This is a genomic window from Pseudomonas sp. PIC25 (assembly GCF_002286785.1).
GTDB lineage: Bacteria > Pseudomonadota > Gammaproteobacteria > Pseudomonadales > Pseudomonadaceae > Pseudomonas_M.
This window is the reverse complement of record NZ_MUJY01000191.1, coordinates 13,597-27,820: the sequence shown is the minus strand read 5'-3', so window position 1 is coordinate 27,820 and position 14,224 is coordinate 13,597. Positions and strand designations below refer to the sequence as shown.

Here is a 14,224-nt window from a genome sequence, read left to right as displayed (position 1 = left end):
GCAGCGGTCCTCGGGGCCGCCCGCTCGTGACAACACCACGAATATCGCAAGACATGGATTCGACGGCGGCCGCTCAGTCCCGGTAGATCATCTTGCGGGTCATACCGCCGTCGACGATGAATTCCTGGCCGGTCACGAAACCCGCGTTATCCGACAGCAGCCATGCCACCAGCGAGGCAACATCCTCGACACTGCCAACCCGCCCAACCGGATGCTGAACATGATCGGACTCACCCAGCGGCGCCTCATGACGGGCGGAGGGATCGCGCGCATCGATCCAACCGGGGCTGACCGCATTGACGCGAATATCCGGTCCCAGGCTCAACGCCAGCGCATGAGTCAGCGCCAGCAACCCGCCCTTGCTGGCGGCATAGGCTTCGCTGTCCGCCTCGGACTGATGCGCACGGGTCGATGCCACGTTGATAATGGAGCCGTTGTGAGCGCGCAGATAGGGAGCTGCGTGCTTGGCCACCAGCATGGGACCAGTCAAATTGACCGCCAGAACACGGTTCCAATGCGATAACTGAAGGCTTTCCAGCGGAGGGTTGTAGGGCTCGGCAATCGCGGCATTGCACACCAGCGCGTCCAGACGCCCGAATTGTCCGAGCACCTCGGCCACGCCGACCGCTACCTGGCATTCGTGGGCGACATCCATCGCCACGAACCAGGCATTGACACCCAAGGCCTTGGTCACCTTCGAACCGCGTTCGCGGTCCACATCGGCCAGCACGACCTGCCACCCTTCCGCGATCAGCCAGGCAGCGATTCCCAGCCCGATGCCGCGCGCGGCTCCGGTGACCAGGGCAACCTTGCCATTGGTCGGAGCCGCTTGCTCCCCCGACCACTCCATCATAAGGCGGCAAGGCCACGCGCCAGGTCGGCCTTGAGATCGGCGACATCTTCCAGCCCCACAGCGATACGGACCAGCGAGTCCTTGATTCCCGCTGCAGCCCGGTCTTCCGGCGTGAGACGCCCATGAGTCGTGGTAGCGGGATGGGTAATGGTGGTCTTGGTATCACCAAGGTTCGCCGTGATCGACACCAACCGGGTCGCATCGATGAAACGCCAGGCGCCATCCTTGCCACCGCTCACCTCGAAGGCGAGCACCGCGCCGAAGCCCTTCTGCTGACGCTTGGCCAGCTCGTGCTGCGGATGGCTCGGCAGCCCCGCATAGTAGACCCTCTCCACACCCGCCTGGGCTTCCAGCCACTCGGCCAGCGCCTGGGCATTGAAGCAATGGGCCTGCATACGTAGACGCAGGGTTTCCAGGCCCTTGAGGAAAACCCAAGCGTTGAACGGACTGAGGGTCGGCCCTGCTGTACGCAGAAAGCCAACCACCTCTTTCATCTGCTCGGCTTTGCCGGCGACCACGCCCCCCAGGCAACGTCCCTGCCCATCGATGAACTTGGTTGCCGAATGGATGACGATATCTGCGCCCAGGGCCAACGGCTGTTGCAGCACCGGCGTACAGAAGCAGTTGTCCACCGCCAGCATCGCACCGCGAGCATGGGCCAGATCAGCCAGAGCTGCGATGTCCACCAGCTCGGCCAGCGGGTTGGACGGCGACTCGACGAACAGCAGGCGCGTGTTGGGTTTGAATGCCGCCTGCCAGGCATCGAGATCAGCCAAGGGCACGTAATCGACCTGTACGCCGAAGCGCTTGAAATACTTCTCGAACAGCGTGACGGTCGCGCCGAATACGCTACGCGAGACAAGGATATGATCGCCAGCGCCACACAGGCTCATCACCGCGGCGAGAATGGCGGACATGCCGGATGCCGTCGCAACTGCCTGCTCAGCACCTTCCAGGGCCGCGATACGCTCTTCGAAAGAGCGCACGGTGGGGTTGGTATAACGCGAGTAGACGTTGCCGGGAACCTGGCCGGCGAAACAGGCCGCGGCATCCGCAGCGCTACGGAATACGTAGCTGGAGGTGAAGAACAGCGGCTCGCCATGCTCTGCTTCCGGGGAACGATGCTGGCCAGCACGCACCGCCAGCGTATCGAACGCCACCCCTTCCAGATCACTGTTCAGCCGTCCCGCATCCCATTCTTGCGTCATGTCATTCACCTTGAGCCCGACCCAGCACCTGCCGCGCTGGAGCCGCCGGTCAGTTGTTATACAGATCGATGATCGCACTCACCGCGTGAGCCTTGGCCTTCGACGCATCGTTGCGTGCCTGCTCGATCTTATTCAGATAGGCCTCGTTGACATCGCCGGTGATGTATTGGCCGTCGAACACGGCGCAATCGAATGTCTTCACTTCCGGATTGCCTTCCTGCACAGCCTCCTTGAGATCTTCCAGATCCTGGTAGACCAGCCAGTCGGCCCCGATCAGCTCGCAGACCTCTTCGGTGGTGCGCCCATGGGCGATCAATTCGTGGGCGCTGGGCATGTCGATGCCATAGACATTCGGGTAACGCACCGCCGGTGCCGCCGAACAGAAGTAAACGTTCTTCGCACCGGCCTCACGCGCCATCTGGATGATCTGCTTGCAGGTGGTGCCGCGCACGATGGAATCATCCACCAGCATCACATTCTTACCGCGGAACTCCAGCTCGATGGCATTGAGCTTTTGCCGTACGGATTTCTTCCTTGCCGCCTGCCCCGGCATGATGAAGGTACGACCGATGTAACGGTTCTTGACGAAGCCTTCGCGGAACTTGACGCCCAGGCGGTTGGCCAATTCCAGTGCCGACGTACGGCTGGTGTCCGGAATCGGGATGATCACGTCGATGTCATGGTCCGGACGCTCACGAAGGATCTTCTCGGCCAGCTTTTCGCCCATGCGCAGGCGCGCCTTGTACACGGAAATGCCATCCATGATGGAGTCCGGGCGAGCCAGGTAAACGTGCTCGAAGATGCAAGGAGCGTACTGCGGAGCCTTCGCGCACTGACGGGTGTACAGCTTGCCGTCTTCGGTGATGTAGACAGCCTCGCCCGGCGCCAAATCGCGGATCAGGCTGAAGCCGAGCACGTCCAGGGAAACGCTTTCCGAGGCGATCATGTATTCCACGCCTTCGTCGGTGTGGCGCTGGCCGAAGACGATCGGGCGAATGGCGTTCGGATCGCGGAAGCCGACGATACCGTAGCCGGTAATCATCGCCACCACCGCATAGCCGCCCCGGCAGCGCTCATGGACGCCGGAAACCGCCGCGAATACGTCCTCCTCGGTCGGCTGCAACTTGCCCCGCACCGCCAGCTCATGGGCGAAGACGTTGAGCAACACTTCGGAGTCGGAGTTGGTGTTGACGTGCCGCAGATCGGATTCGTAGATCTCCCGCGACAACTGTTCAACATTGGTCAGGTTGCCGTTATGCGCCAGCGTGATGCCGTAGGGCGAGTTGACGTAGAACGGCTGCGCCTCGGCGGAGCTGGAGCTGCCAGCGGTGGGATAGCGCACGTGGCCGATGCCCATGTGACCGATCAGGCGCTGCATGTGACGCTGCTGGAAAACGTCGCGCACCAGGCCGTTGTCCTTGCGCAGGAACAAACGCCCCTCATGACTGGTCACGATACCGGCAGCGTCCTGGCCGCGATGCTGAAGGACGGTAAGCGCGTCATACAGCGCCTGATTGACGTTCGACTTACCGACGATACCAACGATGCCGCACATGTGACGCAACCCCTGCTAGTAGTTCAGGCTAATTCTGGTCATGACGCCGGAGCGTTGCATGCCCTTTATCGGCGACCTCAGCTCTGCGAGCCGAGGCCGCCGGCGATCCATTGACTGGAAAGGCCCAGAATGAGGTTCTTGGACCAGTCCGCAACCATCAGAAAATGCGGCAGCAGGGTCGACTGCTGCCACCACGGGTCCTGGTGTACCGGCGCCAGGCTGAGCAACCCGACCAGCACGACGACCAGCAAGCCACCACGGGCGGCCCCGAAAACCATACCCAGGAAACGGTCGGTTCCGGACAGACCGGTCACCCGGATCAGCTCACCGATCAGGAAATTGACCAACGCCCCCACCAGCAGGGTAGCGACGAAGAGAATGGCACATGCGGCAATCACGCGCGCAGAAGGTGTTTCGATGAATTCGCTCAGATGCTGCGACAAGGCACCGCCGAACATCCAGGCAATCACGCCTGCGATGATCCAGGTGAGCAGCGACAGCGCTTCCTTGACGAAGCCGCGCTTCAAACTGATCAGACTGGAAACGGCGATGATGGCGATAATCGCCCAATCGACCCAGGTGAATGCCACGGTGCAGCCTACGAACGGAAAAGGCGCTGCATTTTAGCAGAGCGCCGGGACTGGGGTAAGCCGCAGCTCACCCCTTCTCGGGCTGGAAGCGCACGACGAAGCCGTTCAGTTTCTGCTGGCGGCTCAATTGATCGCGCAGGCGATCGGCTTCCGCACGCTCGATCACCGGCCCTACGAATACCCGATTCATGCCATCGGCACTGCGGATATAGGCGTTATAGCCCTGACTGCGCAGCGTTTTCTGCAGATTTTCGGCGCTGGCACGATTGGAAAGACTGGCCAACTGGACCGACCAACTGACTGGCAGGCCATTAGCATCAAGGCGGCCTTCCGGCGCCTTTGACGGCACGCTGGGCGTCGGCGAGGCAATCGGCTTGGCGATCTCTTCTTTCGGCGCTTCGGCAGGCGTAACGGGAGCGACCTCTTCTCCCGGAAGCGAAGCGACGGGCTGCGATTCGGGCGGTGTCATTTCGCTCGGAATCGGTTCATCCGGCAATTGTTGCGGCTCAGGCACCGCCGTCTGCTCCATCTCGATCCGAGGAGGCGACGGCGTCTGCGGCATGGAAGGGGCATCTACCGCCACTTGGCGCAACTCATCCTCGCGAGAAAACAGCATCGGCAGGAAAATCACGGCCAGCGCGATAAGCACCAAGGCCCCCACCATGCGTTGCTTGAGCCCTTTATCCAGCAAAGCCATTCCCGCTTCCTCTTAAGCGCGCCGGGCCAACCAGTCAAGGGCCTCGGCCACACAGTAAAACGACCCGAACACCAGGATCTCATCATCCGCTGCCGCCCGTGCGCATTGAGCTTCCAATGCGGCCTCGACACTGCCATAAGCCGCCACGCTCACGCCATGGTTCAGCAAGACAGCTTCGAGCTCCGCCGCCGGACGGGTCCGTACCGTCGGCAACGGCACCACTGCCCAGTTTGCGATCTCACCAAGCAACGGCCGGATTACACCTGGCAGATCCTTGTCGGCCAATAAGCCGAACACCGCTAGGCGCCCCCCCGAGACAGGCCGACTGGCCAGGCGCCGAGCAAGATAATCGGCGGCATGGGGATTATGCCCAACATCGAGCAGCAGCGTGAGAGGCTTGCCATCCCAATCGATCCGACGGCGATCCAGGCGTCCGACCACCCGAGCCCGCTGCAGCGCTTTGCCAATCCGCTCCGACTGCCATGGCAAATCCAGCAAGGCATAGGCCTGCAAGGCCAAGGCGGCATTTTCCATCGGTAAGTCAAGCAAGGGTAGATCGTGCAGTTCCAGGACTTCGCCTTCCTTGGTCAGCCCACGCCAGTGCCAGGCACGATCATCGACTGCCAGATCAAAATCGCGGCCACGCAGGAAAAACGGCGAATCCAGCTCGGACACCCGTTCGAGCAACGTCGTCGGCGGATCGAAGTCGCCACACAGAGCCGGCCTCCCGGCACGGAAGATGCCTGCCTTCTCGATCGCAACGCTCTCGCGCGTATCTCCCAGCCATTCGGCATGATCCAGGCCAATGCTGGTAACCAGCGCCAAATCTGGATCGACCAGATTGACCGCATCCAACCGGCCACCGAGACCGACTTCAAGCACAGCAGCATCGAGAGCGGAACGCTGGAACAGCCAGAAAGCCGCCAGCGTCCCCATTTCGAAGTAAGTCAGGCTGATTTCGCCCCGTGCCGCCTCGACAGCAGCAAAAGCCTCGCAAAGCGCCGCATCCGTTGCCTCCACACCATCGATCTGCACTCTTTCGTTGTAGCGCAGCAGATGCGGCGAACTGTAAACCCCGACCTTGCCCCCCTGCTCCTTGAGCAAAGCCGCAAGAAAGGCACAAGTGGAACCCTTGCCGTTCGTGCCGGTCACCGTGATCACCAGCGGCGCTGGCTTACCCAGTCCTAGCCGGAGAGCCACCTCACGCGACCGATCCAACCCCATATCGATGGCCGACGGATGCAGTTGCTCCAGATAAGCGAGCCATTCAGCCAGAGAACGCGCTGTCATGCCGTTGCCGGAAGACGGGCCGGGCTAGGCATCCCCATGAGCTGGGCAAGCAGCACAGCCAGGCGCGGACGAAGCTCGGCGCGAGGGATGATCAAATCGATGGCGCCGTGGTCCAGCAGGAACTCACTGCGCTGGAATCCCTCGGGCAGCTTCTCCCGCACGGTCTGTTCGATAACCCGCGGACCGGCAAAACCGATCAGTGCCTTGGGTTCGGCGACAATCACATCGCCCAGCATCGCCAGACTGGCGGACACACCACCGTAGACCGGATCGGTAAGCACCGAGATGAAAGGAATTCCCTCCTCCCTCAGGCGCGCCAGTACGGCGGATGTCTTGGCCATTTGCATCAGAGAGATCAGTGCTTCCTGCATACGCGCACCGCCGGAAGCGGAGAAGCATACTAGCGGGCAACGCTGTTCCAGAGCGACATTGGCGGCGCGAACGAAGCGCTCGCCAACAATGGCCCCCATGGAGCCACCCATGAAATTGAACTCGAAGGCACACGCCACGACAGGCATGCCTTGCAACGTACCGCGCATGGACACAAGTGCATCCTTTTCGCCGGTCTGCTTCTGCGCGGCAGTCAGTCGATCCTTGTATTTCTTACTATCGCGAAACTTGAGACGGTCCACCGGTTCGAGCTCCGCCCCCAGCTCCTCACGCCCCTCGGCATCCAGAAAGATGTCCAACCGGGTCCGTGCATCGATGCGCATGTGGTGGTTGCACTTCGGGCAGACATCGAGCGTCTTTTCCAGCTCCGGCTTGTAAAGCACGGCATCGCAGGATGGGCACTTGTGCCAGAGCCCTTCCGGCACGGAGCTTTTCTTCACTTCGGAACGCATGATCGAAGGGATCAGCTTGTCTACCAACCAGTTGCTCATGCTTTCTTCTCCACAGCTTTCACGCCCGGACGCGGCAGTTCCTGAATGCGTCCCAGAGCAAATTCATGATTGTGGCCAAATGTCAGGGCCGGCCCGGCAAATCTGCAACGACTCGCTACAGCGACACCTACCACCAACATCGACCACCTGAGCGACTGCACGGTCGCAATGGCACGAAACCAAAAAACTCGATCCCCCAACAGCGTTGAACCATCGACAGCGACTATCGAGGCCCGAGATGGCATCACGCTAGTGGACGGCCGCGAAACCAAAGCCGTCACATGCCACCATGACCATTCGAAACAGCCGCGAAAACGAATAGAGAGGCTTCGCTACCGGCAAGTTCGAACAGCCGCTACAAAAGCACGAATCTTCTCGGGGTCCTTCACCCCCCGGCTTGATTCAACCCCCCCACTGACATCGACGGCATACGGACGGACCTGGGCGATAGCTGCGCCGACATTCCCGGCCGTCAGCCCCCCGGCCAGAATCACCGGCCTGGACAAACCGGCCGGCACAAGAGACCAGTCGAATGCTTCACCTGTCCCCCCTGGCACTCCGGGCACGTAGGTATCGAGGAGGATGCCGGACGCCTTCCCATAACACGCAACGGCAGCAGCAATATCGTCGCCGGGCCTCACTCTCAGCGCCTTGATAAAGGGCCGATGAAAGCCTTCGCAGTCTGACGGGGACTCGTCACCATGAAATTGCAGAAGATCCAGCGGCACAGCATCAAGAATCTCGTTCAACTCGCACCGGGAAGCATTGACGAACAAACCGACCGTCGTCACGAAAGGGGGCAGCGCAGCGATAATGGCCCGGGCCTGCTGGATCGTTACCGCGCGCGGGCTTTGCCGATAAAAAACCAGGCCAATGGCATCGGCGCCCGCCTCGGCAGCGACCAGTGCATCTTCGACCCGGGTAATCCCACAAATTTTGCTGCGAACGGCTGCCAACGTGCTGCCACCTCAAAAAAGAAAGGCTCGATGGTAACAAATGCCCTTTTAAGCGTCAGCCCGCCAACAGCGGCAATCCCGAGAGGAAATGTGGCCCGATGTAACGCTCCGGTAGATCGAACTCTTCGGGATATTCCACCTGCACAAGATAAAGCCCATAAGGATGGGCGGTTACACCGCCAGCCCGTCGATCACGAGCATCAAGAACCTCTCGCCCCCATCCGACGGGCCGCTCTCCCGCACCGATGGTCATGAGAACCCCTGCGATATTGCGCACCATATGATGCAGGAAAGCATTGGCGCGTACATCCAGCACGATGAAACAGCCCTGCTGTAGCACATGCAGGTGATGAACCGTCTTGACCGGCGACTTCGCCTGGCACTGAACCGCACGAAAGGATGTGAAGTCATGCGTGCCAATCAGACACTGGGCAGCAGCACGCATACGCTGCACGTCCAGCGGGCGATGATTCCAGGTGACCTCCTCCGCCATATGGGCCGGACGGATCTGATCGTTGTAGATCACATACCGATAGCGCCGAGCGAATGCCTTGAAACGTGCATGGAAGTGACTCGGCATCGACTGAGCCCAAGTCACACTGATATCCGGGGGCAGACTGGCATTTCCCCCCATGACCCATGCTTTTAATGGGCGCTCGACGGTTGTGTCGAAATGCACCACTTGACCACTGGCATGCACGCCAGCATCGGTTCGGCCTGCACAAACGACCGAAACCGGCTCAGCCGCAACTTTCGATAACGCGCGCTCCAGAGCTTCTTGAACGGACGGAACACCAGCCTCCTGACGCTGCCAGCCGCGGTAACGGGCCCCCTTGTATTCGATGCCCAGTGCGATCCTGGAAACGCCAGCGGCAGCCATTTCGGCTGCCGCTGCGGGAAGTACTTCAGTCATGAAATCAGGCGAGACGGGCGAGCAACTCGCGCGCTTCCTGTTGCTGGGTGTCGCTACCTTCCGAAATCACTTCGTCGAGAATGTCACGAGCCCCTTCGGCATCGCCCATATCGATATAGGCGCGTGCCAAGTCGAGCTTAGTAGCTGTCTCGTCGGTTCCGGCAAGGAAATCGAAATCATCATCCGCATCCAGATCGGCCACATTCCGCGTGCTGGCCGTCGGCTTCATCGGCTCCTCGTCCGCCTGCGGCTCGAGGCTGTCAGCAAACGCTTCAAGCTCGGCGTTGACCTCATCGAGCTGAGCCGCGAAGTCATCAGCCTCCGGCTTAGCGACGGCAGGAACCTCATCGGCTACCGACAGATCGAAGTCGGCAGGAAGATCGAACTCACTCGCCACCTTTTCCTCTGGTAGATCCAGTGTCGGCAGTTCGGCAGACGGTTCTGCGCGAGCAACGACAGGCTCATCGTCCAGGGAAAGCAGGAAATCATCTTCTTCCACTGCCGGCGCCTTGCTTTCCTCGTCCAGATCCAGACTGAAGTCCGCCAGATCATCACCAAGCCCCGAGGCAGCTCCACCTGCCGACTCATCCGCAAAATCAAGGCCGAAATCGAGGCTTTCCTTGGAGGTCGATGCGGCTGGCTCAGTATCGAGCCCAAAGTCGAGATCGGAATCCAGGCTCAGGTCATCAAGGCCGAGATCATCGGAAGCCGGCGCAGCCGAGCTCTTCAGGTCACGCTCGAGGTCCGCCTCAAGATCGTCCAGGCTGAGGTCGAAAGCATCGTCCAGATTTCCCTGAGCAGCGGGGACCGCGCCCTGTGCCGGCTCATCCAGCGCGAGATCATCCAGATCGAAGCTGTCGAAATCATCCGCCGCCGCAGCAGCAGCCATGCCGCCCGCCAGAGCGACCATTGCTGGGTACTTGGCCTTGAGCTGTTCGACTTCCTGGCCCGCCCCGCCAATCTCACGCAGTTCGTTTTCCTGACGAGCGAAACCTTCACGATCACCCAGCTCCGCATAGACCTCCATGAGCTTGAGGCGCAGGTCCTTGCGATGGGGCTCGTCGTTGATAGCATTCTGCAGAAGCTCAGCCGCCTGATTGAAACGACCATAGGCGATATAAATGTCAGCCTCGCCCAGCGCATCGCTGGTTTGCGCTGTTACGCGCTCTTCCGGCTGCGCCTGCGAGACCGGGGAACGCTCAAGGTCGGCTTCCAGATCCGCGAAACTGTTCTCGGGAAGCTCCGATTCATTATCGAACGCGTTATCGCTTTCTTCATTCAGGGAAAGGCTGTTCTGCAGCTCGGCCTCCTTCATGGCATTGCGCCGCGACAACACCATCAAGCCGACCAGGAGCAGCAGCAGTGCGCTGCCGCCAATGATGCCGAGCAGCATGGGATTGCCCAGAAGATCGTCGATGAAGCTCGTGGGCTGAGGCTCTTCCACAACCGGTTTCGGAGCCGGGGCAGGAGTCGGCTTAGCTGGCTGAGCAGCGGGAGCAGATGCCGGCGGCTTAACGGCATCAGCCGGCTCACTGGCCGGCTGCTGCACGTTGGTCTGAGGAGCCGCGCCGGGTTCGGCGGCCGGCTCCTCACTGTAGTTGTAGTCAGGAGCCGCAGAGGCCGGCGGAGTCGCCGGCTCCTCCGCCGCAGGTGGAGCCGATTGCTCCGACGAAGCAGGCGCTGCCGCCTCGGGCTTGGGCTCATCCGTCCCTCCCCCCGCCCCGGCCTTACCCTGGTTAGCCAGGTCGGCCTGCATTTTCGCGAGCTGGTCATCCTTCAACTGAATCAGTCGTTGCAGTTTTTCCAGCTGACTCTGAAGATCCTCCATCCGGCTCTTCAGCTCTTCATTCTCACGACGGGTGGAATCCAGGCTCTCCTGGGTGACCGCCAACTTGTCGGCAAGGGCCTTACTATCGCCCCCAGTGCCTTTGTCGCCCTTGGCGGTTGCTTTACCGGTATCACCCGAGACCAAGCGCAGGCTGTCCTTGCTTTCTACCCGAGCGGGCGCAGCACCGGCAGTATCACGTTTGGTAGCGTCGAGCTGCCGGGTTCCCGCAGCGACACCTCGCCCTTCACGCCATGCAGTATTTTGCGCAGCGACCTGCGCAATCGCCTCGCTCTGCGAACGGCTGCGAACCTGCTGCTCGTCAGGCAAGCGAAGCACCTGGCCACTCTTGAGGCGGTTGATATTGCCGCCAACGAAGGCATCCGGATTGAGATCTTGGATGGCCAGCATGGCCTGATGGACGGAACCACCCGGAACACGCTGAGCAATATCCCAAAGGGTGTCGTTGGAGCTGGTCCGGTATTCATTACCGCTCAGCGGTGCAGTTCCCGGACGGCTGGCACCAGACGGCTGTGTAGCCGACGCTACCGGGCGCGGAGCTGGCGTCGCAGCAGGACGCGGCGCGGAAGAGGCAACCGGCAATTGCGGAGCGACGGCTGGCGTCGACGGCGCATACAGCGGCGGATCAAGCAACAATGTGTATTCACGCAGAAGACGACCGTTCGGCCAGAGCACTTCGACCAAGAAATTCAGGTAGGGCTCGCGAACCGGCTTACTGGAGGTCACCCGGATAACGCTCTTGCCGTTCGGCTTGAGCACTGGCGTGAACTTGAGGTCGGTCAGGAAGTACTGGCGATCGACACCAGCCTTGTTGAATTCCTCAGGAGAGGCCAGGTTGGGAATCACTTCATTGGCGCTCAGATCCCGAACTTCCAACAACTCGATTTCCGCGACCAACGGCTGGTTCAGCGCGGACTGCAGGGTCACCTCCCCTAGCCCCAGCGCATGCGCCATACCGGAGGACAGCGCCGAAGCAGCTGCAATTGCCAGCACCAGTTTGCGAACCCGAACCATAGCGTTATCCCTTGTTTTAACTTTTTTCTCGATATTCGAGAGGGTCTTAATAGTCGCTGCCTGCCATCCTCACGGACGTTCCCCGCCAGCGAACAGCTAAGCCAGTATTGCCAACCTAGAATAGTTCTTCAAATTTCAGGTAAGTATCTTTGACAGATAGTCTTTTATCAATAACTCACCCAACTGCACTGCATTCAGAGCGGCGCCTTTTCGTACGTTATCAGACGCAATCCACAAATTGAGTTCATGAGGATTGCCCAGCCCGCAACGCAGCCTTCCGACATAGACGACATCCTGGCCGACAGCATCCCCGACTACCGTCGGATAGTCCGGAGACTCTACCCGCTCGATACCTTGAGCGTTATCGAGTGCCGCACAGATTGCCTGCAAGTCGATCATTTTTTCGCTACGCAGCGTCACACTCAAGCTATCGCCGAAGAAAACCGGAGCCTGCACGCAAGTAGCCGAAACGTCCAGCGCAGAAATTCGAAACATCTGCTTCAACTCGGACACCATGCGTTTTTCAAGAAGCGCATGGCCTTCCGAATCCACCTCGCCCACCTGAGCCAAGAGATTGAAGGCAATCTGCCGATCAAAGAAGCGCGGCTCCAGCGGGCGGGCATTCAACAATTCGGCCGTCTGTCGCGCCAACTCATTCACCCCCTCACGCCCCATGGTGGAAACCGAGAGACAAGCCATGACACAGACCTGGCGCAGGTCGAGCAAAGGACGCAACGGAGCCAGACCCATTGCCAAGGCAACCACCGGAGCGCAGGGACTGGTCAGACGATACGGCGCCTCGAGCCCTACCAGGACGTCGGCATTGACTTCCGGCACCACCCGAACCGCATCATCGAGCGACAAGGCGCCGGACAGATCGATGAAAGAGCAGCCAGCCTCGGAAGCACGAGGTGCATATTCTCGCGTAACGGCAGGACCACCTGCGAAGAAGGCCAGACGGGCCTGGGAAAAATCGAACCCGTCAAGGGCACGCACGCGCAGGTTCTTACCCCTGAAGGGCACGGATTGACCTGCGGAATCGCCACTGGCGAGCAGATACAAGGTGGAAACCGGGAAATCGCGCTCCTCGAGGAGCTGAACGAGGGCTTCGCCGACGGTGCCGGTAGCGCCGATCACGGCGATATCGAAGGACTGGCTCATGGTCTGCCTCTGAGAGATAAAACGGAGAGGCACTTTATAGAGGAAAGGGCGGCAGCGAAAGCTGCAAGCTGCAAGCTGCAAGCTGCAAGCTGCAAGCGTCCTGGGTCACCCCTGAGCTTGCAGCAGGCAGCTTCAGCTATCTATTAGCGCTCCAGCAGGATGCGCAGCATGCGGCGCAGCGGTTCCGCCGCCCCCCAGAGCAACTGGTCGCCCACGGTGAAGGCGCCTAGGTATTGGGAGCCCATGTTCAATTTGCGCAACCGGCCTACGGGAACACTCAGAGTACCGGTCACAGCAGTCGGGGTCAGTTCGCGCATGCTGATCTCGCGCTGGTTCGGCACCAGTTTCACCCAGGGGTTGTGCTGGCTGATCATGCCTTCGATGTCGGCAATCGGCACATCCTTGTTCAACTTGATGGTCAGTGCCTGGCTGTGGCAGCGCATGGCACCGATACGAACACAGATACCGTCCACCGGGATCGGGCTCTTGAAGCGCCCGAGAATCTTGTTGGTTTCGGCCTGGCCTTTCCACTCTTCGCGGCTCTGGCCGTTCGGCAGCTCCTTGTCGATCCAGGGAATCAGGCTGCCGGCCAGCGGTACGCCGAAATGCTCGGCAGGGAACGCTTCGCCGCGCATGGCCTCCGCCACTTTGCGATCGATATCCAGGATGGCACTGGCCGGGTTGGCCAGGTCGTCGGCCACCGAGCCGTTGATCGCGCCCATCTGCTTGATCAGCTCACGCATGTTCTGCGCGCCGGCGCCCGATGCCGCCTGGTAGGTCATGGCGCTCATCCACTCGACCAGCCCGGCTTCGAACAGGCCGCCGAGCGCCATCAGCATCAGGCTGACGGTGCAGTTGCCGCCGATATAGTTCTTCACGCCTTCGTTCAACGACTGATCGATGACCTTGCGGTTGACCGGATCGAGGACGATCACCGCGTCATCCTGCATGCGCAGGCTGGATGCCGCATCGATCCAGTAGCCCAGCCAGCCGGCCTCGCGAAGCTTGGGGAAGACCTCGTTGGTGTAGTCGCCACCCTGGCAGGTCAGGATCACATCCAGGGTTTTCAGCTCATCGATGCTGTAGGCATCCTTCAACGGGGCAATGTCCTTACCCACGGCAGGCCCCTGCCCACCGACGTTGGAGGTGGTGAAGAACACCGGCTCGATCAAGTCGAAATCCCGCTCTTCCAGCATCCGCTGCATGAGCACGGAACCGACCATGCCGCGCCAACCGATCAGACCTACACGCTTCATGACG

12 protein-coding genes are annotated in these 14,224 nt (G+C 60.6%); all 12 read right to left on the bottom strand.

The window, feature by feature from the left end:
• Positions 1–73 precede the first annotated feature (73 nt).
• Positions 74–853 (bottom strand): SDR family oxidoreductase, encoded by a 780-nt coding sequence (locus BZL41_RS27000; RefSeq protein WP_095602119.1) that lies wholly within the window; start codon positions 851–853, stop codon positions 74–76.
• Positions 850–2,061: an O-succinylhomoserine sulfhydrylase gene (locus tag BZL41_RS26995; RefSeq protein WP_095602118.1), complete on the bottom strand. Its 1,212-nt coding sequence runs from the start codon at positions 2,059–2,061 to the stop codon at positions 850–852. The genes BZL41_RS27000 and BZL41_RS26995 overlap by 4 nt, the downstream gene beginning before the upstream one ends.
• A gap of 49 nt (positions 2,062–2,110) precedes the next feature.
• Positions 2,111–3,616 (bottom strand): amidophosphoribosyltransferase, encoded by a 1,506-nt coding sequence (gene purF, locus BZL41_RS26990; protein ID WP_095602117.1) that lies wholly within the window; start codon positions 3,614–3,616, stop codon positions 2,111–2,113.
• Positions 3,617–3,693: 77 nt separating this feature from the next.
• On the bottom strand, positions 3,694–4,206 hold the full coding sequence (locus BZL41_RS26985; protein ID WP_095602116.1) for a CvpA family protein: 513 nt from the start codon (positions 4,204–4,206) through the stop codon (positions 3,694–3,696).
• A 67-nt stretch (positions 4,207–4,273) separates the two neighbouring features.
• Positions 4,274–4,903, bottom strand: coding sequence for an SPOR domain-containing protein (locus BZL41_RS26980; RefSeq protein WP_095602115.1), 630 nt, complete (start codon positions 4,901–4,903; stop codon positions 4,274–4,276).
• A gap of 12 nt (positions 4,904–4,915) precedes the next feature.
• Positions 4,916–6,193 carry a bifunctional tetrahydrofolate synthase/dihydrofolate synthase gene (gene folC / locus BZL41_RS26975; RefSeq protein ID WP_095602114.1) on the bottom strand — a complete coding sequence of 426 codons (1,278 nt, stop codon included), beginning with the start codon at positions 6,191–6,193 and terminating at the stop codon, positions 4,916–4,918.
• The gene (gene accD / locus BZL41_RS26970) at positions 6,190–7,074 is read right to left on the bottom strand and encodes an acetyl-CoA carboxylase, carboxyltransferase subunit beta (protein ID WP_095602113.1); all 885 of its coding nucleotides are present in this window, start codon (positions 7,072–7,074) and stop codon (positions 6,190–6,192) included. The genes folC and accD overlap by 4 nt, the downstream gene beginning before the upstream one ends.
• 332 nt (positions 7,075–7,406) lie before the next feature.
• Entirely contained in the window at positions 7,407–8,030 is a 624-nt protein-coding gene (locus BZL41_RS26965) for a phosphoribosylanthranilate isomerase (RefSeq protein ID WP_095602112.1), read from the bottom strand.
• A 55-nt stretch (positions 8,031–8,085) separates the two neighbouring features.
• Entirely contained in the window at positions 8,086–8,943 is an 858-nt protein-coding gene (truA, locus tag BZL41_RS26960; protein WP_095602111.1) for a tRNA pseudouridine(38-40) synthase TruA, read from the bottom strand.
• 4 nt (positions 8,944–8,947) lie between these two features.
• Positions 8,948–11,803, bottom strand: coding sequence for a FimV/HubP family polar landmark protein (locus BZL41_RS26955; protein ID WP_095602110.1), 2,856 nt, complete (start codon positions 11,801–11,803; stop codon positions 8,948–8,950).
• 135 nt (positions 11,804–11,938) lie between these two features.
• Positions 11,939–12,964: an aspartate-semialdehyde dehydrogenase gene (locus tag BZL41_RS26950; protein WP_095602109.1), complete on the bottom strand. Its 1,026-nt coding sequence runs from the start codon at positions 12,962–12,964 to the stop codon at positions 11,939–11,941.
• A 143-nt stretch (positions 12,965–13,107) separates the two neighbouring features.
• Positions 13,108–14,220 carry an aspartate-semialdehyde dehydrogenase gene (asd, locus tag BZL41_RS26945; RefSeq protein ID WP_095602108.1) on the bottom strand — a complete coding sequence of 371 codons (1,113 nt, stop codon included), beginning with the start codon at positions 14,218–14,220 and terminating at the stop codon, positions 13,108–13,110.
• Between the last annotated feature and the right edge of the window lie 4 nt (positions 14,221–14,224).